We start from the raw sequence: 17,701 nt of genomic DNA, 5'->3' as shown, positions 1-17,701 counted from the left end.
ACTGTGTGAGCGTGCCTGAGTGTGGGTGGTGCCGCCCAGTCTACCGAGCGCACGGGCGGGGCGCTCGACCCGGGGGAGCGCTCGGCGCGGCGCTGCGGCCGGCCCCTCCGACGCTGGGAGGATCGGTGCATGACACGGCCGTCGTCCTCGACCTCCCGTCCCCGTCTCGCCGACCTCGGCGTCCCATCCGGAGCCTTCGCGCGCGGTCCGGAGAACGCGATCACCGACGTCCGCGGCGTGCGTGTCGGCCACGCCACGCTGCACGGCGACGGTCTGCACACGGGCGTGACGGCGATCGTCCCCGATGCCCTCGCCGCAGAGCGCCGGAGCCTTCCCGCGAACCTGTCGGTCGGCAACGGCTACGGCAAGCTCGTGGGTGCCACGCAGCTCCGGGAGCTCGGGGCGCTGGAGACGCCGATCCTGCTGACCTCGACGCTGTCCGTGTTCCGCGTCGCGGATGCGCTGCTCGGGCATCTGCTGGCGACGCCGGCGCACGCACGGACGACCACGTTGAACCCGGTGGTGGGCGAGACGAACGACGGATTCCTCTCCGACATCCGTCGCCGAGCCGTGGGGGAGGAGCAGGTGGCGGCGGCCCTGGCCGCGGCGGCACCGGGTCCGGTCGCGGAAGGAGCGGTCGGCGCCGGTGCAGGCACGGTCGCCCTCGGCTACAAGGGCGGAATCGGCACGGCATCCCGTCTGGTCGAGGTCGCGGGGCGGGCGTGCACGGTCGGCGTCCTCGTGCAGACGAACTTCAGCGGCACCCTGCGGATCGCGGGGGTCCCGCTGCCCGCGGAGGAGCTGCTCGCGGACGAGCCGGCACAGCCCGTCGGCAACTCGTGCATGATCGTCGTGGCGACGGATGCGCCGGTCGACGGCCGTCAGCTCGGCCGGGTGGCCAACAGGGCCGTGTTCGCGATGCGCGGCGTCGGCGCCGACTACGCGCAGGGCAGCGGCGACTACGCGATCGCGTTCTCCGTGCACGAGCAGCACGGCCCGGCGGCGGATGACGACCTCTCGCCGCTCTTCGCCGCGACGATGGACGCGGTCGAGGAGGCGCTGATCAACTCGGTGCTCGCCGCCGAGACCACGGTGGGCCCCGAGGGGCGGACGGCGCACGGGGTGCCGATCGATCGGGTGCGGGAACGCCTGGCTCGCGCCGGGGCCATCTGAGCTGCGGCGGTCTCAGTCGGCGAGCGCGGCGTGGACGCCCTCGCCGATGCGACGCATCGCCGCCAGCACCGGACCGCGTCCGTCGGCTCCTCTGTCCCAGTTCGCCAGCACGGCGTACGCGATCCGGCGGGTGGGCGACATGACGATCCCGGTGTCGGCGCGGACGCGGGAGATCGTCCCGGTCTTGTTCAGCAGCCAGACGCCGCGGTCGAAGCCCCAGTGCGCGAGCGGGTCGAGGTCGAACGCCGAGGCGACCATCGACAGGTCCATGCCCGCCCCCAGCCAGCGGCGCAGTGTGTCGGCGGAGGCGGGGGAGAGATCGGTGCCGTCGGCGAGCCGTGACATGAAGCGCACGAGCTCCGCGGCGTTCGCGTGCGACAGCGTCTTCGGGGCACCGGGCGGGATCGGCCACCGCACGATGTCGTCGAGGGCGGAGGCGGTGTAGCCGAGCGCGCGGGTGTGCTCCTGCACGGTCGGGATGCCGATGACGCGGCCCAGCGTGTTGGTCGCGGCGTTGTCGCTCACCGCACCGATGAGCGCGGCCGCGTCGTACAGCGACAGCTCGGACGCCTGCAGCAGATACCAGAGACCGGAGTCCTCGATGGCCTCGACCGGCCGTCGGGTCACACGCTCTTCGAGAGTCCGCGTGCCGGCGTCGACCTCGGCGAGGAGGCGGTGCAGGAGGAAGATCTTGCCGACGCTCGCCGTGTCCTGCACCGTCTCCGGGTCATGGCGCAGCAGCACCTCTCCCGAGTCGATGTCCTGGACGAGGATCGACCACACCGTGCCGTTCTCGTCGGGGAGCTCCACGTCGATCGCGCTCATGCGTCCTCCTCGTCTCGTGCGCGTCCGGTGACGTGCGCGCGGATGAGCTCGCCGACGGCGCGCATGCCGTCGAGCACGGGGGCGCGGAGATCGGCCGCTGAGTGCTTCCAGTTCGCCGCCACCGCATACGCGACGGCGGCCTCCGGGCCCCGCAGCAGTCCGACGTCGACGCGGGCGAAGCTCACGCTGCCGGTCTTGTGACGCAGCACCATGCCCTGATACTCGGCCTCGACGTGGGCGAGGGGATCGAGGAGGAAGGCGTCGGCGGTCATCGACGTGTCGGTGTCGGCGGCGAGCCAGTCCAGCACCCGTGCGCTCACCGCGGGGGAGAACGCCTCGCCGGCCCCGAGTCGGCGCATCACGTCGGACAGCTCGGCCGCCGTGCCGAACGACGGTGTCCAGGGCAGGTCGGGGGTGCGCTCGTTGCGGATGTAGTCGTGCAGGGCGGTGTCGCGGTACCCGAATGCCGGGGCGACGGCCCGCACCTCCTCCAGGCCGCAGAGATGGATCAGCGCGTTCGTGGCGAGGTTGTCGCTCACCGCGCCGACGAGGAGTGCCGCGTCGTGCACCGTGACGCGCTGATCGTGCATGCGGTACAGGAGGCCGGAGTCCTCGACGCGGTGCTCGTCGGGGATGTCGATCCGGTCGTCAGCCGCGAGCGTGCCTTCCTCCAGGCGCCGAGCGACCTCGAGGAGCAGGAAGATCTTGCCGATACTGGCGGTCTCGCACTGCGTGTGCGGTTCGTGCTCGGCCAGGGTCGCCCCCGTGCCGGCGTCGACGAGACGGATCGACCAGGTGACGCGGGGGTCGAGGTGTGGGAGAGCGATCATGGTCGTCCCACCGTGAGGCGCGGCTCGTCGCCCGTCGCGTCCAGGACACCGTCCACACCGAGCGGGATGGTCAGGGCGTGCGGGTCGTGACCGAACCCCTGCTCCCACAGCACGGGGACCCCGGCGCCCTGGAACTCGTCCCGCATGAGCGCGTGGACGAGGTCAAGGTCGCCGCACTCGTGCCAGGAGCCGAGCACGACGCCCGTCGCCTGGGCGAGACGGCCCGCGCGCCGGAGCTGCGTGACGAAGCTGTCGAGGCGGTACGGCTCCTCGGTGATGTCCTCCAGGAACAGGATGCCGGGGGAGGGGACGTCCGCCTCCGGGGCGCCGAGTCCGGCGGCGAGCAGGCTGAGGTTGCCGCCCGTGAAGCGCCCTTCGGCGCGACCAGGCGTCATGATCTCGGTCTTCGGGCCGATGAGCTCCCGCCCGCGCCAGGGCTCGAAGAGCCAGCGCTGCACGTCGTCGCGCACCTGCTCCGAATCGCGGAAGACGTTGTTCCCCGCCATCGGGCAGAAGAGCGTCGCGACGTCGAGATGGGCGCGCCAGGTCTCGTGCAGCGCCGTCACGTCGGAGGAGCCTGTGAGCAGCTTCGGTCGTCCGTCCTTGCGCAGCGCGCCTCGGCGCATGTCGGCCCAGTCGATGCCGTCCAGTAGGCGCAGGGCACCGTAGCCGCCGCGGGCCGTGACGACGGCGTCCACCTCGGGATCGAGCCAGGCGTCGACGAGGTCGGCGCGGCGGAGGTCGTCGGGCCCCGCGAGGTAGGACGCGCGCGGGTGGGGCGTGAGGACGTGCTCTCCCACCCGGACCTTGAGTCCCCAAGACTCGTAGTAGCCGACGGCGCGCTGGGTGTTCTCCTCGTTGCCGGGACCGGACGGCGACACGATCGCCACCGTATCGCCGGGCTGCAGCGGAGCCGTGTCGAGATAGGGCGAGACCGCGGCGAGGGCCGTGGTGCTCATACGGTCTTCTCCTCGATGCGCGGCGCCGCGGACAGCAGATGCCTCGTGTACTCGTGCTGCGGGTTCAGCAGCACCTCCTCGGTGGGTCCGTGCTCGACGATCTGCCCGTGGTACATCACCGCGACGCTGTGCGCGATGTTCCAGGCGAGGCCGAGGTCGTGCGTGATGACCAGCGCGGAGAGGCCCAGTCGACGCCGCAGGTCGAGCAGCAGTCCGAGGATCTCGCCGCGCACGGACGCGTCGAGCGAGGCGACCGGCTCGTCCGCGATGAGCATCTGCGGCTGCACGGCGAGCGCGCCCGCGATGACGACGCGCTGACGCTGACCGCCGCTGAGCTCCTGGGGGATGGCGCCGAAGTAGTGCTCGGGCGGGGTCAGCTCCGCGTCGGCGAGACTCTGCGCCACACGCTCGCGCTCGTCACCGCCGAAGTGCTGGATGCGCAGCCCCTCCGCGACCGACTCGTACACGCTGTGCTTGGGGTTCAGCGCCGCCCACGGGTCCTGCAGCACGAGCTGCACCTGGGAGCGGAATCGCGCGAGGTCGCGTCCTTTGGACGGAAGGGGTGCGCCGTCGAAGCGGATCTGCGACCCGGGGTCCGCGGGCTGCAACCCCATCAGCGCGCGGGCGAGGGTCGACTTGCCCGAGCCGGACTGACCGACGAGCGCCACGATCTCGCCCTTGCGCACGGAGAGGTCGACGTCGCGGACCGCATGCACGGGACGTCCGCCGGAGCGGTAGGTGACGTTGACGCCGCGGGCCTCCAGCAGCACCTCGTCGCCGTGCGTGATCTCCGGCACCTCGTCCGCGCCACGACCGTGCCGGGTCACCGGGGCCATCCGCGAGGCCGGGTCGCCGATCGTGGGGAAGGCGTCGGCGAGCTGGCGGGTGTACGCCTGCTCCGGTGTCGTGCACACGGCGTAGCTCTCGCCGACCTCGACCAGCTCCCCGTCGCGCATGATGGCGATCCGGTCGCAGGCCGTGGCGAGCACCGACAGGTCGTGGCTGATCATGAGCATCGAGATGCCGCGCTCGGCCACGAGCCGGGAGATCATGTCGAGGATCTGCTTCTGCACGATCACGTCGAGCGCGGTGGTCGGCTCGTCCGCGATGATGACCTCGGGATCGCAGGCGAGGGCCATAGCGATCATCACGCGCTGCTTCTGGCCGCCGGAGAGCTCATGCGGGTACGACTCGCTCTTCTGCTGCGGCAGGTCGACGATGTCGAGCAGTTCGCGCACGCGTTCTCTGCGTGCCTTCTCGCCCTTCCAACGCTCCGAGGCGTGCAGCTCGAGCGCCTCCAGGAGCTGCCAGCCGACGGTGCGCACCGGGTTGAGCGAGTGCATCGCGCCCTGGAACACGATGGACGTCTGCGCCCAGCGCACGGCGCGCAGCTGCCCGAAGGACAACGAGGCGACATCCTCGTCGCCCAGCAGCACACGGCCGCTGAGACGTGCGTTGCGCGGCAGGAGCCGGAGCACGCTCATGGCGAGCGTGGACTTCCCGGACCCGGACTCGCCGGCGATGCCGAGGGTCTCTCCCGCGGGGAGGGTGAGCGAGACGTTGCGCACCGCGGCGACCTCGTCTCGGCCGGAGCGGCCGGAGGTGCGGTACGTGACGGAGACGTCGTCGAAGATCAGGTCGGGCATCTCAGCGGCTCCTCAGCGTCGGGTTGGTGATGTTCTCGACGGCGCGGCCCATCAGGGTGAACGACAGCACGACGAGGACGATGGCGATGCCGGGCACGAGCACGTACCACCAGTAGCCGCTGGTCGCCGCGGAGACGTCCATGGCGTTCTTCAGGATCGAGCCCCACGACTGCAGCGTGGTGTCGCCGAGACCGAGGAACGCCAGGGTGGACTCGGAGATGATCGCCGATCCCACGGTGAGGGTCGTGTTGGCGAGCACGAGCGGCAGGACTCCGGGCAGCAGGTGCTTCATGATGATGTGCCAGTGCCCGGCCCCGAGAGCGCGGGAGCGCTCGATGTAGTCCCGCGACTCGACCGAGAGGGTCTGCGCGCGCACGACCCGGGCGGTTCCCGCCCACGAGGTGAGGCCGATCGCGATGATGATCGTCCAGACGCCGCGACTCAGCACCGACGACAGCACGATGGCGAGGATCAGCGACGGCAGCACGAGGAAGAAGTCGATGATGCGCATCATGAGCCCGCCGAAGAACCCGGTGAAGTGCCCGGCGGCGATGCCGACGAGGGTGCCGATGATCATCGACATCGCGGTGGCGGCGAGGCCGACGAGGAGGGACACCCTGGCGCCCCACACCATGCGGACCCAGAGCTCCCTGCCCTGGTGGTCGGTGCCCAGCGGATGCTCCCAGGACGGCGGGGCGAAGCGCTGCACGTCGACGAGCTTCGTGACGTCGAGCATGCTGGCGGGGGCGATCACGGGCGCGAAGATCGCGACGAGCGCCACGATGACGAGGAACACCAGGCCCACCATGCCCGCGCGGTGCTGGGCGAACTCGCGGCAGAAGTCGACGAAGGCGGTGCCGCGGCGATGCCACGCCAGGGCGCGGGGCGAACGGATGGTCGGGGATGCCGTGGTCATGCGCGCCTCACCCTCGGGTCGAGCTGACGGTAGATGAGGTCCGCGACGAGGTTCATCGCGATGATGATCGTGGAGAACACCACGAAGGTGCCCTGCAGCAGGGGCAGGTCGGGTCCGGAGATGGCCTCGAAGGTGAGCTTGCCGAGCCCGGGCCAGGAGAACACCGTCTCGACCGTGACGGCACCGGCGATGAGCCCGCCGATGTGCATGAACACGAGGGTCACGGTCGGCAGCAGCGCGTTCGGGACCGCGTGCCGGCGGCGGACGAGGTCTTCGCGCAGCCCCTTCGCGCGCGCGGTCGTGAGGTAGTCGGCGCCCATCTCCTCCAGGAGCGAGCTGCGCATCACCATGAGGTACTGCGCGTAGACGACCGCGACCATCGTGATCACCGGGAGCACCATGTGCGAGATGACGTCGAGCACCGCGCCGACCGGATCGGTGGGCGGGTTGGGGGAGACCATGCCTCCGGTCGGGAACCAGTGCAGCGTGCCGCCGAAGATCATCAGGAGCAGCAGCGCCAGCCAGAAGGTCGGCACCGACCAGAACACGAGCGAGGTGCCCGAGACGATGCGGTCGAACGTGGAGCCGTGCTTCCACGCCGCCTTCTGGCCGAGCCACAGTCCCAGCGCGATCGCGATGACCGCCGCGGTGCCGGTGAGGAGGATCGTGTTCCAGAAGTACTCTCCGATGAGCTCGGACACGGACGTGCGGTAGACGTAGCTCGTGCCGAAGTTCAGGGTGAAGACGTTCCCGAGATAGTCGAAGAACTGCTGCCACAGCGGCTTGTTCAGACCCAGCTGCTCACGGAGCTGATCGGCCTGCTCCGCGCTCATGCCGCGCTCGCGGGCGATCGAGGCGACCGGGTCGCCGGGCAGGATCTTGAAGGCGAAGAATCCGAGGAGGATCACCATCGCCAGGCTGATCGCCGCGCCGCCGAGCTTGACGAGGACGTAGCGCAGCGCGCCGACGCCCTTCGGCTGCTCCTCGGCCGCGGCGCTCGTGGCGATGGCGGAGGTGGACGGGGGAACCGCGTTGGACATGGGGGTCTCCTTACAGCGGACCGGGAGACGCCGCGGGGGCGGTCGCCCGCCACCCGCGGCGTCTCGCTGGGCTCATTCGACGTCGGCGATGTTGCGGCGTCGGATCAGGAAGAAGACCAGTCCTCCGATGAGGACCACTCCCACCACGATGCCTCCGATGATGAGACCGGTGTTCGTGCCGGTGCCACCGGCGGTCGCGCCCTCGACGGGCTCGACGGTGAGGTAGCCCCAGTATCCGGCCTGGTTGGCGATGATGCCGCCGTCCTTGGGCTGGAGGGTGAACCCCGTGAAGCGGTCGGAGCGGTAGGCCTCGAGCGAGTTCGCGTACCAGGTGGCGACCTGGGCGGTGTCGGTGTAGTTCAGCGCGAGCATGTCGTGCACGATCTCCTGGCGCTTCTCCTCATCGGTCTCGGAGCGCTGCTGGGCGTACATCTCGTCGAACTCCGGATTGCAGTACCCGTCCTGCGTGGTGCCGCCGGTGCCGTCGGTCGCGGTCGGCAGGTTCATGCAGGTGTTGATGCCGAGCTGGTAATCCGGGTCCGGGTTGACCGACCAGCCGCTGAAGTACAGGTCGTAGTCACCGGAGGTGGCCTTCGCGCTGATCGTGTCGGAGTCCGTGGACTCGACCGTGATCTCGATGCCGATCTCCTTCATCCACGGCACGAAGAAGTCCGCGATGGACTGCTCGTTCGAGTCGTCGGCGTCGATGAGCAGCCGCAGGGCGAGCCGCTGTCCCGCCTTCTCGCGGATGCCGTCGGCACCGGGGACCCAGCCGGCGTCGTCGAGCGTGGTCTGCGCCGCCTCGGGGTCGAAGCCGACGATGACCGCGTCGTCGTCGGGCAGGTGCCACTTGGGGAACGACGCGGGGATGAAGCTGGTCGCGAGCACGCCTTCGCCGGTGAGGACCTTGTCGAGCAGCGTCTCGGTGTCGGTGCCGAGGCGGATGGCCTGACGCACCTCGAGCTCCTTCAGCGCCGCGTTACCGGTGCCGTAGGGGACGTTGTCGCGGGTCTGCTGGCCGACGTTGATGCTGATCGAGTGGTAGCGGCGTCCTTCGCCGGAGTGCGTCGTGATGCCCTCGACACCCTCGAGCGCCTCGAACTGCGTCGGTGTGAGGCCGGTCACGAGGTCGACGTCTCCCGCCTTGAGGGCCTGCACCTGGGCGTCGGAGTTCGTGTAGTACACGTACTGGATCGCGTCGATCTTGGGAGCGCCGCGCCAGAAGTTCTCGTTCGCCTTGAGGACGATGGACTGGTTGGCCGAGTAGCTGTCGAGCACGAACGGGCCGGAGCCGACGACGTCGGAGTCGTTCGTGAAGGTCGTGGGGTCGTCCACGTCCTCCCAGATGTGCTTCGGGACGATCGGGATCTCCGAGCCGGGGTTCGGAGCCTGCGGCGTCTTCAGAGTGATGACCACGGTCTTGTCGTCTGGCGTCTCGACCGTGTCGAAGTTGGAGACCAGGTTGCCGTTGGCGGTGCCGAGGGCGGGGACGGTCATCATCTGGTCGTACGTGTACTTCACATCGGCCGAGGTGATGGGCTCGCCGTCCGACCACACCAGGTCGTCCTGGAGGGTGAAGGTCCAGGTCTGGCCGCCGTCGGTGGGCTCCCAGGAGTCCGCCAGCCCCTTCGTGGGGGAGCCGTCCTCCGCGTCGTTCTGCACGAGCGACTCGTAGACGTACCGGATGATGTTCGTCGGCGTCAGGTAGATCGAGATGAACGGGTTGAACGTGTCCACGAATCCGGAGGTCGCGATCCGCAGCGTGGTCTCGGATGCGGGGGACTCGGTGGCGGCGCTCACGGACTGAGCCTGAGCGGCACCGACCGGAGCGGCGATGAGAAGCGCGGAGGCGATCGCGGCGGCGGTCAGACTTCGCGCTGTTCTGGAGCGGGGGGCAAGACGCATGGAAGAAGTCCCTTCGGGCGCCGCCCGGATCCACAATGAAGCCGGGTCGGTGCAGACCATGCAAGCGGAAGACGGCCTCCGGGTCAAGGGATCTGATGCGTATCGCGGAAGAAAAATCTCCGGATCGCAGAACGACGCGCTCCGTCGAAGGCGCGTAACAGACCGGAAACACGGGGATGGCAGGATGCGCGCCAGAAAGTCATGCACTGAATCGCCGTGCTGACGACGCTGGCATCCGGAACGTATCTCCGGTCGACCTCCTCGACAGCACGCGAAGGGGGATCGTATCGTCACCCCGCCGGGATCGTCAGCACGGCACGCAGGAGCGCGACCCGTTCGCGCAGGGAGGAGCGGAGGAAGTGCTCGTCGACCGCATGCGCTCCGCCGCCTCGAGGGCCGAAGCCGTCGACCGTCGGCACTCCCAGCGCTCCCAGCAGATTGGTGTCGCCCGCGCCCGCGGCAGGGCGCCCGGAGATGGACTGGCCGAGGGGATGACCTGCAGCGGCGATGCCCTCCAGGAGGGCATCGTCCTGCGCGGAGGCCTGCCAGGCGGGCCTCGCGCTGAGCACCTCCGCGGACACGACGGCTCCGTCGCGATGGGGGGTCAGGGCGCGCAGAGCGCGGAGCACGGTCTCCTCGGTGACCGGGTCAGCGAACCGCAGCCCGATCTCCGCCTGCGCCTGCGCGGGCACCACGTTCGTGCGCGCCCCGCCGCTGATGATCCCGACGTTGCACAGCACGGGTCCCGGCAGATCGGGCGCCGAGACGATCTCCCGAACGCGCACCAGCTGATCCACCAGCTCGTCCACGGCCGAGACCCCGCGCTCGGGGTCGAGCGCGGCGTGGGCCGCGCGTCCCGTCACGCCGAGCCGCACACGGGCGCTGCCGCGGCGGCCGACCTTGAGAGCGCCGTCGGGGTGCGGCGACTCGAATCCGATGGCCGCCGCGACCCCCTGCGCGCGCTCGGCGAGCAGCGGCCCGGACACCGGGGAGCCGACCTCCTCGTCGGACACGAGGATCACGCGGACGGCTCGGCGGCGGGGCAGGGGCAGCGGCTGCAGGCTGCGCAGTGCCTCGAGCATCACGACGATGCCCGCCTTCATGTCGTAGGCGCCGGGACCGCGGACGACATCGCCCTCCGTCGACCAGGGCACATCGGCCTCGAGCGTGCCGACGGGCCACACGGTGTCGGTGTGCCCGATCAGCAGGATGGGGTCGCCGCTGCCGGGGACATCGATCACGAGATCCGTCCCGGCGGCGGTGTCGACCCGCTGGACGGTGCCGCCCACCTCGGCGAACCGGCGGCTGAGGATGTCGGCGATCCGCGCGCTCGCCACCGTGTCGCGGCTCGGAGTCTCCACGAGCACGAGTTCCCGCACGAGTGCGATGATGTCGTCAGAAGAGTCGTCCGCTTCGCGATCCGCCGGAAAAGTCGTCACGGTTACGAACCGTATCTGCCTCTTGATCCCGCCGCAACCCGCCGATAACATCGCTCACAGCAACAGATTCCTTCGATCTTAGGAAACGTATCGTGCCTCATCCCTCGGTGGCCGCAGACGCGGGCGTCGGCTTCGGCTGCCGCGAGCTCACCCAGTACACCGAGTTCCGCGAGGCGTCGGCGCTGTATGCGCGGGTCTTCGCCTACACCGAGAGCGAATACGCCCTCAACGCCAATCTGCTCACCGCGCTGGCCCGCAACGGAGGCTCCGCCGTCGGCGCCTTCGCGGAGGACGGGACCCTCATCGGGTTCGCATACGGTTTCGCCGGATGGGAGGGGCGCGGGGAGGTGTTCCACTACTCGCAGGCCGCCGCGGTCGATGCGTCGTATCAAGGACGCGGGGTCGGGCGGGCCCTCAAGCAGGCGCAGCGCAGCGTGGCGTTGCGCTGGGGGCAGCGGAGCATGCGCTGGACCTTCGACCCGCTCCTCGTCCGCAACGCGCACTTCAACCTGAACGCCCTCGGGGCCGTCGGGATCGCGTTCGAGCGCGACTACTACGTCCGCCCGGACACCGACCGTCTCGTGGTCGCCTGGGATCTCATCGACGACCGACCGGTGCACCGCCCCGGACCCACCGCGCCGGCACTCGGACGCGAGGACTGGGGACGCGCCGTCGATGTCGAGGGGGAGGCGTGGATCGCCGTCCCGACGCGGCCGGACGGACTCGGCTCCGGAGAACGCGCCGTGCTGCGACAGCGGCTGGACGGGACTCTGACGGATGTGTTCCGTCGCGGCGGCGTCCTGACCGGCGCGGCGCGGATCGACGACCAGACCGCGGCCTACCGAGCCACACCAGGGGAGAGCACGAGATGACCGACCAGGACCACGAGGACCGTGACCTCGTCTCGCCACGGGATCGCTTCGGCGAGCGCATCCGCACCAACCTCTCCGCCGAGAGCATCCAGGCGCGCATCATCGAGACGGAGCAGCGCACGCTCGCCCAGACCTTCGAGGAGCTGAGCAGGTCCGCCCAGGTGCCCCAGGCGGCCGCGCTGCTGCTCGGTGCCCGACGTCGGTACATCGCCGGCGAAGGAAAGGCCGCCGCCTACGCCCAGCTGCTGAACGCGGATCTCTCGGCGACCCTCTCCAACGTCTTCCTGGTGGACGGCCACGCCCTGCAGCCCCTGACCGTCCTCACCGACGTGCGCGCCTCCGACGTGCTCATCGTGTTCTCGCTGCGCCGCTACCGGGAAGAGACGGTGCGCCTCGGCCGGCTGTTCCACGAGGCCGGCGGTCAGCTCGTCGTCATCACCGACAGTGAGGACGCGCCGCTCGCGGCGATCGCGACCTCCCTGATCCGAGTGCGCACCGGATCGGCGTCCTACGCGGACTCGCCGACCCCGGTCGCCGCCGTGTGCCACCTCCTCAGCGCGCTGACCACGGCGAGCGCCAAGGGTGCCCGGCGACGGCTGGCCGAGCGGGACCGCCTGGTCGCCCGGCTCGGGCTGTACGGACCGGAGCAGCCGCGTGCGCGAGCGGAAGCGGAGACCGAGGAATGAAGATCGCACGGATCCGGCTGTTCCTGCTGCGGCAGCCGCTGCGGCACAGCTTCGAGACCAGTTCGCACCGCAAGTCGGGCATCGAGCACATCCTCGTCGAGCTCACCGACGCGGACGGGCGCACCGGCTGGGGGGAGATCGCCGCACCGAGCGACCCCTACTTCGGGGCCGAGACCACGATCACGGCCTGGGAGATCGCCACGCGGTACCTCGTGCCGGCGCTGCTGGACGCCGAGGGGGACGACCCCGGCGACCTGGAGACCGTGTGGGGCAGGATCCGCGGCCACGAGTTCGCGAAAGCCGGATTCTCGGGCGCCGTGTGGGACCTGTTCTCCCGCACCGAGGGCATCGCGCTCGCCGCGGCGCTGGGCGGCACCCGCAGCGAGGTCGTGGCGGGGGTGTCGCTGGGGATCGAGCCCTCGATCGACGAGCTGCTGACGCAGGTCGAGTTGCAGCGCACCGCCGGCTATCCGCGGGTGAAGCTCAAGATCGCTCCCGGGTGGGACGTCGAGCCGGTGCGCGCCGTCCGGGCCGCCCATCCCGACCTCGATCTGCACGTGGATGCCAACGGCGCGTATCCCGACGACGCGGATTCCGCGGCGGTGTTCGCCCGGCTGGACGACGAAGGCCTCACGATGATCGAGCAGCCCTTCGCACCGCGAGAGCTCGTGGCCCACGCTGCGCTGCAGGCGCGCATCGGCACCGATGTCTGCCTCGACGAGTCCGTCGTCGCCCTCGGCGATCTGCGCACCATGATCCGCCTCGGAGCGGCGCGCGTGCTCAACATCAAGGTCTCGCGGATGGGCGGGCTGAGCGTGGCGCGCGCGGCGCACGACATCGCCGTCGACGCGGGCATCCCCGTCTGGTGCGGGGGAATGCACGAGTTCGGGGTGGGCAGGGCCGCGAACGTCGCGATCTCTTCGCTGCCCGGCTTCCTGCTGCCTTCCGACGTCTCCGGGTCGGACAAGTACTACACCGCCGACATCGTGGACCCGCCGGTGCGCGCGGAGGCGGGCCGCGTCGCGGTGCCGAGCGGTCCCGGCATCGGCCACGAGGTGCTCGTCGAGCGCATCGAGCGCGAGGCCTCCCGCTCCTTCGACACCGCGGCGGCGGACGTCCGCGACGCCGCGCTCGCCCGCGGCTGACCCGTCGCCTCCGGATCGGACCCCCATGCGTGCACTGCTGCTGTACCGGCTCGACCTCTCGGGCTCGGCCTCCGTCGACGAGAGCATCCACCCGGTCGACCCACGCACGCCGATCGTGCGTGCGACCGACCTGGGGGTGAACCGCGGCGACGGCGTCTTCGAGACGGCGGTCGTCCGACGCGGCAGGCCCCAGGCGCTGGATTCCCACCTGACCAGGCTCTCGCGCTCCGCCGCTCTGCTGGAGCTGCCGGCACCGCGGCGGGAACTGTGGCGCACCGCCGTGCGTCGGGCGGCGACGGCGGTATCGGTCCCTGGCGTGCTGCACGCGGGCGAGCTGGCCTCGATCAAGTTCGTGATGACGCGGGGCGACGAGATCGATCGCGGGGCGCCGACCGGGTGGGTGCTCGGCTTCGCCGGGACGGATCCGACGGCGGTCCGTGCGGCCGGGACCCGCGTCGTGGTCCTCGACCGTGGATACCGGCACGATGTGATGCAGACATCGCCGTGGCTGCTGCAGGGCGCGAAGACCCTCGCCTATGCGGTGAACGAGGCCGCGCTGCGCGAGGCCACCCGTCGCGGGGCCGACGATGTGATCTTCGTGAGCGGCGACGGCTTCGTCCTGGAAGGGCCGCGGTCGACGCTGATCGCGCGTCTCGACGGAGAGCTCGTGACGCCGCCATCCGAGTTCGGGGTGCTCCCCGGCACCACGCAGGCGGACGTCTTCGACGGCCTCGCCGACCTCTCCGTGGGGACAGCGGCGCTCGCGCGCGAGGACCTGGACCGGGCGGATGCGCTGTGGCTGTGCTCCAGCACCCGCGGGGCGGTGCCCGTGCGGGAGCTCGACGGCGGGGAGCGGACGATGGACCACGCGCTGACGACGCGGATGAATGCGCTGCTCGATGCGCGCGAGGACTGACCGGAAGGGTGCGCAGCAGATGATCGACGGTGTGATCGACGGACACAACGACCTGGCGTGGGCGAGCAGGACGCTCCTCGGCTACCGCGTGGCCGAACTGGGGGGAGACGTGAGCCGGACGCAGACCGATCTGCCACGGCTCACCCGTGGCGGCGTGGCCGGCCAGTTCTGGTCGGTGTGGGTCGACCCGGTGCTGGAAGGGGCGGAGCAGGTGGTGGCGACGCTCGAGCAGATCGATTTCGTGCACCGTCTGGTCGACGCGCATCCCGAGCGCCTCGCGTTCACCCGGACCGCGGCGGAGGTGCGTGCGGCGATGGCACAGGGCCGGATCGCCTCGCTCATCGGCATCGAGGGCGGGGATCAGCTCGGCGGCTCGCTCGCGGTGCTGCGGCAGTTCGCCCGGCTCGGTGCCCGCTACATGACGCTCACATGGTCGAGGACCATCGCGTGGGCGGACTCCGCCACGGACGAGGCGCGTCACGGCGGGCTCACGGACTTCGGGCGCGAGGTGGTGCGGGAGATGAACCGCATCGGGATGCTGGTCGACCTCTCCCACGTCGCCCCGACCACCATGCGGCATGCGCTCGAGGAGACACGTCGCCCCGTGATCGTCAGCCACTCCGGGGCGCTGGCCCTGTGCGACCACCCCCGGAACGTCCCCGATGACGTGCTGACCGCGATCGGCGCGCAGGGTGGGGTCGTCATGGTCCCGTTCGTCCCGACGTTCCTCTCCCAGGCGCGCCGGGACTGGTGGGAGGCCGGGGGTGAGGGCGACGCTCCGCGCGTCGGGGTGCGCGATGTCGCCGATCACGTCGATCACATCCGCCGGGTCGCCGGGCTCCGTGCCGTGGGCATCGGCGCCGACTACGACGGCTCCGACGCGATGCCAGAGGGCCTCGAGGACGTCTCCGGCTACCCTGCGCTGTTCGCGGAGCTGCGCGGGCGCGGCTGGACGGACGACGACCTCGCCGCGCTCGCGCACGAGAACGTGCTGCGCGTGCTGGAGGCGTCCGACCAGGACCACGCGGCCTTCCTCGCGGGACGGGCGGGGGAGCCCTCGGCCGCAGCGCTCGCCCCCGCGGTGGACACGTCGGCACGGGAGGGAGCGCTGTGAGCGCGCGGGTGCTGGTCGTCATCAACTCCGCGGCCTCCGGTCCGCGCCGGCTGGGAGTCTGGCTCGCCGACAGAGGAGTCGAGGTCGAGGCGATCGTCGCCGCGGACCGGGAGCTTCCGTCGACCCTCGACGGGTATGCGGGGCTGGTGCTTCTCGGCGGCGGGCTCATGCCGGACGACGATCACCGCGCGCCGTGGCTCGCGTCGGAGCGGGCGCTGGCGGCCGAGGCGGTCCGTCGCGACCTCCCCACCCTCGGCATCTGCCTGGGCGGGCAGCTGCTGGCGCACGTGGCAGGCGGAGAGGTCGCAGCGAACACCGGACCCGTCGAGCGGGGTGCGACACCCATCCACCCGACGGCGGCGGGACGGGACGACCCGGTCATCGCGACGATCGGCGACGGTGCGCCGATGATCGAGAACCATCAGGACATGATCACGCGCCTGCCCGCGGAGGCCGTGCTCCTCGCCTCCAGCGACGCCGTCGCCCATCAGGCGTTCCGATTGGGAGCGCACGTGCGGGGCGTGCAGTTCCACCCCGAGGCGTCCGCCGGGGACCTCGCCCGCTGGGACGACGCCGCCCTGCGCGGAGAGGGGCGCTCGCTGCCGGACCTGATCGCCGCCGCCGAGCACGTCGACGCGCACAACACGGCCGCGAGCCGCCGCCTCGTCGACGCCTTCGCCGACGAGGTGCTCGCCGGAGTGACCGCATGACCGCGGCTGGCCGGAAGAACCTGTCCGCGGTCGCAGCAGCGGACGGCGTGCTCGACCGCGCGCTGGACGACCGTGCGCGTCGGGTCGCGCCGGCATCGATCGCCGCCGTGTGCGAACGCGGACAGGTGGAGGGCGTGCGCACGTTCGGGCATCCGCGCGGCGATGCGGCCGTCACGACGCGGGACACCGTGTTCCGGATCGCCTCGATGTCGAAGAGCTTCCTCGCCGCGACCGTGCTGGCCCTGCGCGATCGCGGCGCGCTCGACCTGCACGCGCCGATCACGGAGTACGTTCCGCAGGTCATCGCCCGGCACCGGGGCCGGGCTGCCGTGCTGACCGGCGACCTGCTGCTGTCCAACAGGTCGGGGCTCGGAGAGGACAACGCCTGGGTCGACCGTCACCTCGGAGCGAGCCGGGAGGAGATCGCGGTGCTGTTTGCCGGGGAAGTGCTCCTCGCCGCCGCGCCCGGCACCGTCTATCAGTACTCGAACCTCGGCCAGTCGCTGCTCGGGCGGGCGGTGGAAGCCGTCACCGGCCGGCCCGTGGAGGACGTGATCCGCGAGACGCTCCTCGAACCGCTGGGACTTCGGCGCACGGCGCACGGCGCACGGCGTTACGCGGTGGACGAGCTCGCCAGCGGGTTCCGCACGTTCGACGACGGAGCGAGCTTCGCCTCCGAGCCGTTCGTCGGCTCCGGGGCGCTCGGCTGCATCGGCAGCATGTTCAGCACGGTCGACGACATCGCGACGTGGATGTGGTTCCTCGGCTCCGCGTTCACCGACGAGCCGCTGGCCCCGGACGTGCTCGCCCCGGCCTCGCGGATCGAGATGCAGCAGCCGCGGACGCCCATCCCGGTGCCGTCCGGCATGTTCGACGGTCGCGACGTCGCGGCCGCCGGGTACGGCTACGGCCTCTTCGTGGAGGAGGACCGCCGCTTCGGCCGCGTCGTGCAGCACTCGGGAGGCCTTCCCGGCTTCTCGGCGCACATGCGCTGGCACGCCGCGACCGGCATCGGGGTCGTCGCGTTCGGCAACTCCGACGAGTTCGGGGCTCGTCGAGTGGCCGGGACAGCGCTCCACGACGTGCTCGAGCGCATCGACGCGCCGTCCGCCGAGGTGCACCCGTGGCCGGAGACGGTGGCGGCGGCGCAGGCCATCGACACGGCCGTCCGCCGCAGCGTCTCCGCGGCCGAGTACCCGTTCCTCGCCGAGCACGTGCTCGAGGATGTGCCCGCGGCGGTCCGCGACGCGCGTCTGTCCGCACAGCTGCAGGAGATCGGGGGACTGCGGGACGAGCAGCCGCCGTTCGCCCAGCGCATCGTCGCGGCGGCGACCGAAGCCGAGGTGCGGTGGCGGCTCGCCGGCGAGCGTGCTGATCTCCGGATCGAGGTGCGTCTGGTGGGGACCGCCGAGCCGCTGGTGCAGAGCGTGAGCACCGCCGTCGTCGCGTCCGGGGAGAGCCGCACTGCGGAGGAGCCGCCGTCCGCGGCCGACCACCACCGCGTGGTGCTTCCGCGGCCGTGACC

Annotated in this window: 16 protein-coding genes; 8 read left to right on the top strand and 8 right to left on the bottom strand. The window is 71.1% G+C overall.

Annotated elements, in window-relative coordinates:
- Window positions 1–129: 129 nt before the first annotated feature.
- A complete protein-coding gene (locus CSX12_RS10315) occupies window positions 130–1,173 on the top strand; it encodes a P1 family peptidase (RefSeq protein WP_124895709.1) in 1,044 nt (347 codons plus the stop codon).
- Between the two features lie 12 nt (window positions 1,174–1,185).
- Here CSX12_RS10315 and CSX12_RS10310 read toward each other — a convergent pair whose 3' ends face one another.
- The 8 genes from CSX12_RS10310 to CSX12_RS10275 form a co-directional block, all read right to left on the bottom strand.
- The gene (locus CSX12_RS10310; RefSeq protein WP_124895708.1) at window positions 1,186–1,998 is read right to left on the bottom strand and encodes a serine hydrolase; all 813 of its coding nucleotides are present in this window, start codon (window positions 1,996–1,998) and stop codon (window positions 1,186–1,188) included.
- Window positions 1,995–2,828 carry a serine hydrolase gene (locus CSX12_RS10305; RefSeq protein ID WP_124895707.1) on the bottom strand — a complete coding sequence of 278 codons (834 nt, stop codon included), beginning with the start codon at window positions 2,826–2,828 and terminating at the stop codon, window positions 1,995–1,997. The genes CSX12_RS10310 and CSX12_RS10305 overlap by 4 nt, the downstream gene beginning before the upstream one ends.
- A complete protein-coding gene (locus CSX12_RS10300) occupies window positions 2,825–3,787 on the bottom strand; it encodes an LD-carboxypeptidase (RefSeq protein ID WP_124895706.1) in 963 nt (320 codons plus the stop codon). The genes CSX12_RS10305 and CSX12_RS10300 overlap by 4 nt, the downstream gene beginning before the upstream one ends.
- On the bottom strand, window positions 3,784–5,433 hold the full coding sequence (locus CSX12_RS10295; protein WP_124895705.1) for an ABC transporter ATP-binding protein: 1,650 nt from the start codon (window positions 5,431–5,433) through the stop codon (window positions 3,784–3,786). The genes CSX12_RS10300 and CSX12_RS10295 overlap by 4 nt, the downstream gene beginning before the upstream one ends.
- Before the next feature lies 1 nt (window position 5,434).
- Entirely contained in the window at window positions 5,435–6,349 is a 915-nt protein-coding gene (locus CSX12_RS10290; protein ID WP_017202397.1) for an ABC transporter permease, read from the bottom strand.
- Window positions 6,346–7,389 carry an ABC transporter permease gene (locus tag CSX12_RS10285; protein ID WP_124895704.1) on the bottom strand — a complete coding sequence of 348 codons (1,044 nt, stop codon included), beginning with the start codon at window positions 7,387–7,389 and terminating at the stop codon, window positions 6,346–6,348. Before CSX12_RS10285 ends, CSX12_RS10290 begins: the two co-directional genes overlap by 4 nt.
- Window positions 7,390–7,461: 72 nt before the next feature.
- Window positions 7,462–9,189: an ABC transporter substrate-binding protein gene (locus CSX12_RS10280; protein ID WP_241160430.1), complete on the bottom strand. Its 1,728-nt coding sequence runs from the start codon at window positions 9,187–9,189 to the stop codon at window positions 7,462–7,464.
- A 395-nt stretch (window positions 9,190–9,584) separates the two neighbouring features.
- Entirely contained in the window at window positions 9,585–10,733 is a 1,149-nt protein-coding gene (locus CSX12_RS10275; RefSeq protein WP_124895702.1) for a M20/M25/M40 family metallo-hydrolase, read from the bottom strand.
- A 92-nt stretch (window positions 10,734–10,825) separates the two neighbouring features.
- On the opposite strand from CSX12_RS10275, the gene CSX12_RS10270 reads away from it, so the two are divergent.
- The 7 genes from CSX12_RS10270 to CSX12_RS10240 are packed head-to-tail and all read left to right on the top strand — an operon-like array spanning window position 10,826 to window position 17,699.
- On the top strand, window positions 10,826–11,605 hold the full coding sequence (locus CSX12_RS10270; protein ID WP_206427067.1) for a GNAT family N-acetyltransferase: 780 nt from the start codon (window positions 10,826–10,828) through the stop codon (window positions 11,603–11,605).
- Window positions 11,602–12,291, top strand: a complete 690-nt coding sequence (locus tag CSX12_RS10265) for an SIS domain-containing protein (RefSeq protein WP_017202392.1) — start codon at window positions 11,602–11,604, stop codon at window positions 12,289–12,291. Before CSX12_RS10270 ends, CSX12_RS10265 begins: the two co-directional genes overlap by 4 nt.
- A complete protein-coding gene (gene menC, locus CSX12_RS10260) occupies window positions 12,288–13,436 on the top strand; it encodes an o-succinylbenzoate synthase (RefSeq protein ID WP_124895701.1) in 1,149 nt (382 codons plus the stop codon). Before CSX12_RS10265 ends, menC begins: the two co-directional genes overlap by 4 nt.
- Before the next feature lie 25 nt (window positions 13,437–13,461).
- The gene (locus CSX12_RS10255; protein ID WP_124895700.1) at window positions 13,462–14,352 is read left to right on the top strand and encodes an aminotransferase class IV; all 891 of its coding nucleotides are present in this window, start codon (window positions 13,462–13,464) and stop codon (window positions 14,350–14,352) included.
- Entirely contained in the window at window positions 14,336–15,466 is a 1,131-nt protein-coding gene (locus CSX12_RS10250; RefSeq protein WP_206427066.1) for a dipeptidase, read from the top strand. The genes CSX12_RS10255 and CSX12_RS10250 overlap by 17 nt, the downstream gene beginning before the upstream one ends.
- Window positions 15,463–16,176: a type 1 glutamine amidotransferase gene (locus CSX12_RS10245; protein WP_124895699.1), complete on the top strand. Its 714-nt coding sequence runs from the start codon at window positions 15,463–15,465 to the stop codon at window positions 16,174–16,176. Before CSX12_RS10250 ends, CSX12_RS10245 begins: the two co-directional genes overlap by 4 nt.
- Window positions 16,173–17,699, top strand: a complete 1,527-nt coding sequence (locus CSX12_RS10240) for a serine hydrolase domain-containing protein (protein ID WP_124895698.1) — start codon at window positions 16,173–16,175, stop codon at window positions 17,697–17,699. The genes CSX12_RS10245 and CSX12_RS10240 overlap by 4 nt, the downstream gene beginning before the upstream one ends.
- The last annotated feature ends 2 nt before the right edge of the window (window positions 17,700–17,701 follow it).

This window comes from Microbacterium sp. Y-01, from assembly GCF_003856715.1.
Lineage (GTDB): Bacteria > Actinomycetota > Actinomycetes > Actinomycetales > Microbacteriaceae > Microbacterium > Microbacterium algeriense.
The sequence above is the reverse complement of the archived record's forward strand: the minus strand, read 5'-3'. Positions and strand labels throughout refer to the sequence as shown.

Coding starts and splice junctions, on each gene's coding strand:
- CSX12_RS10315 (WP_124895709.1), top strand. CDS start 130: ATGACACGGCCGTCGTCCTCGACCTCCCGTCCCCGTCTCGCCGACCTC.
- CSX12_RS10310 (WP_124895708.1), bottom strand. CDS start 1,998: ATGAGCGCGATCGACGTGGAGCTCCCCGACGAGAACGGCACGGTGTGG.
- CSX12_RS10305 (WP_124895707.1), bottom strand. CDS start 2,828: ATGATCGCTCTCCCACACCTCGACCCCCGCGTCACCTGGTCGATCCGT.
- CSX12_RS10300 (WP_124895706.1), bottom strand. CDS start 3,787: ATGAGCACCACGGCCCTCGCCGCGGTCTCGCCCTATCTCGACACGGCT.
- CSX12_RS10295 (WP_124895705.1), bottom strand. CDS start 5,433: ATGCCCGACCTGATCTTCGACGACGTCTCCGTCACGTACCGCACCTCC.
- CSX12_RS10290 (WP_017202397.1), bottom strand. CDS start 6,349: ATGACCACGGCATCCCCGACCATCCGTTCGCCCCGCGCCCTGGCGTGG.
- CSX12_RS10285 (WP_124895704.1), bottom strand. CDS start 7,389: ATGTCCAACGCGGTTCCCCCGTCCACCTCCGCCATCGCCACGAGCGCC.
- CSX12_RS10265 (WP_017202392.1), top strand. CDS start 11,602: ATGACCGACCAGGACCACGAGGACCGTGACCTCGTCTCGCCACGGGAT.
- menC (WP_124895701.1), top strand. CDS start 12,288: ATGAAGATCGCACGGATCCGGCTGTTCCTGCTGCGGCAGCCGCTGCGG.
- CSX12_RS10255 (WP_124895700.1), top strand. CDS start 13,462: ATGCGTGCACTGCTGCTGTACCGGCTCGACCTCTCGGGCTCGGCCTCC.
- CSX12_RS10250 (WP_206427066.1), top strand. CDS start 14,336: ATGCGCGCGAGGACTGACCGGAAGGGTGCGCAGCAGATGATCGACGGT.
- CSX12_RS10240 (WP_124895698.1), top strand. CDS start 16,173: ATGACCGCGGCTGGCCGGAAGAACCTGTCCGCGGTCGCAGCAGCGGAC.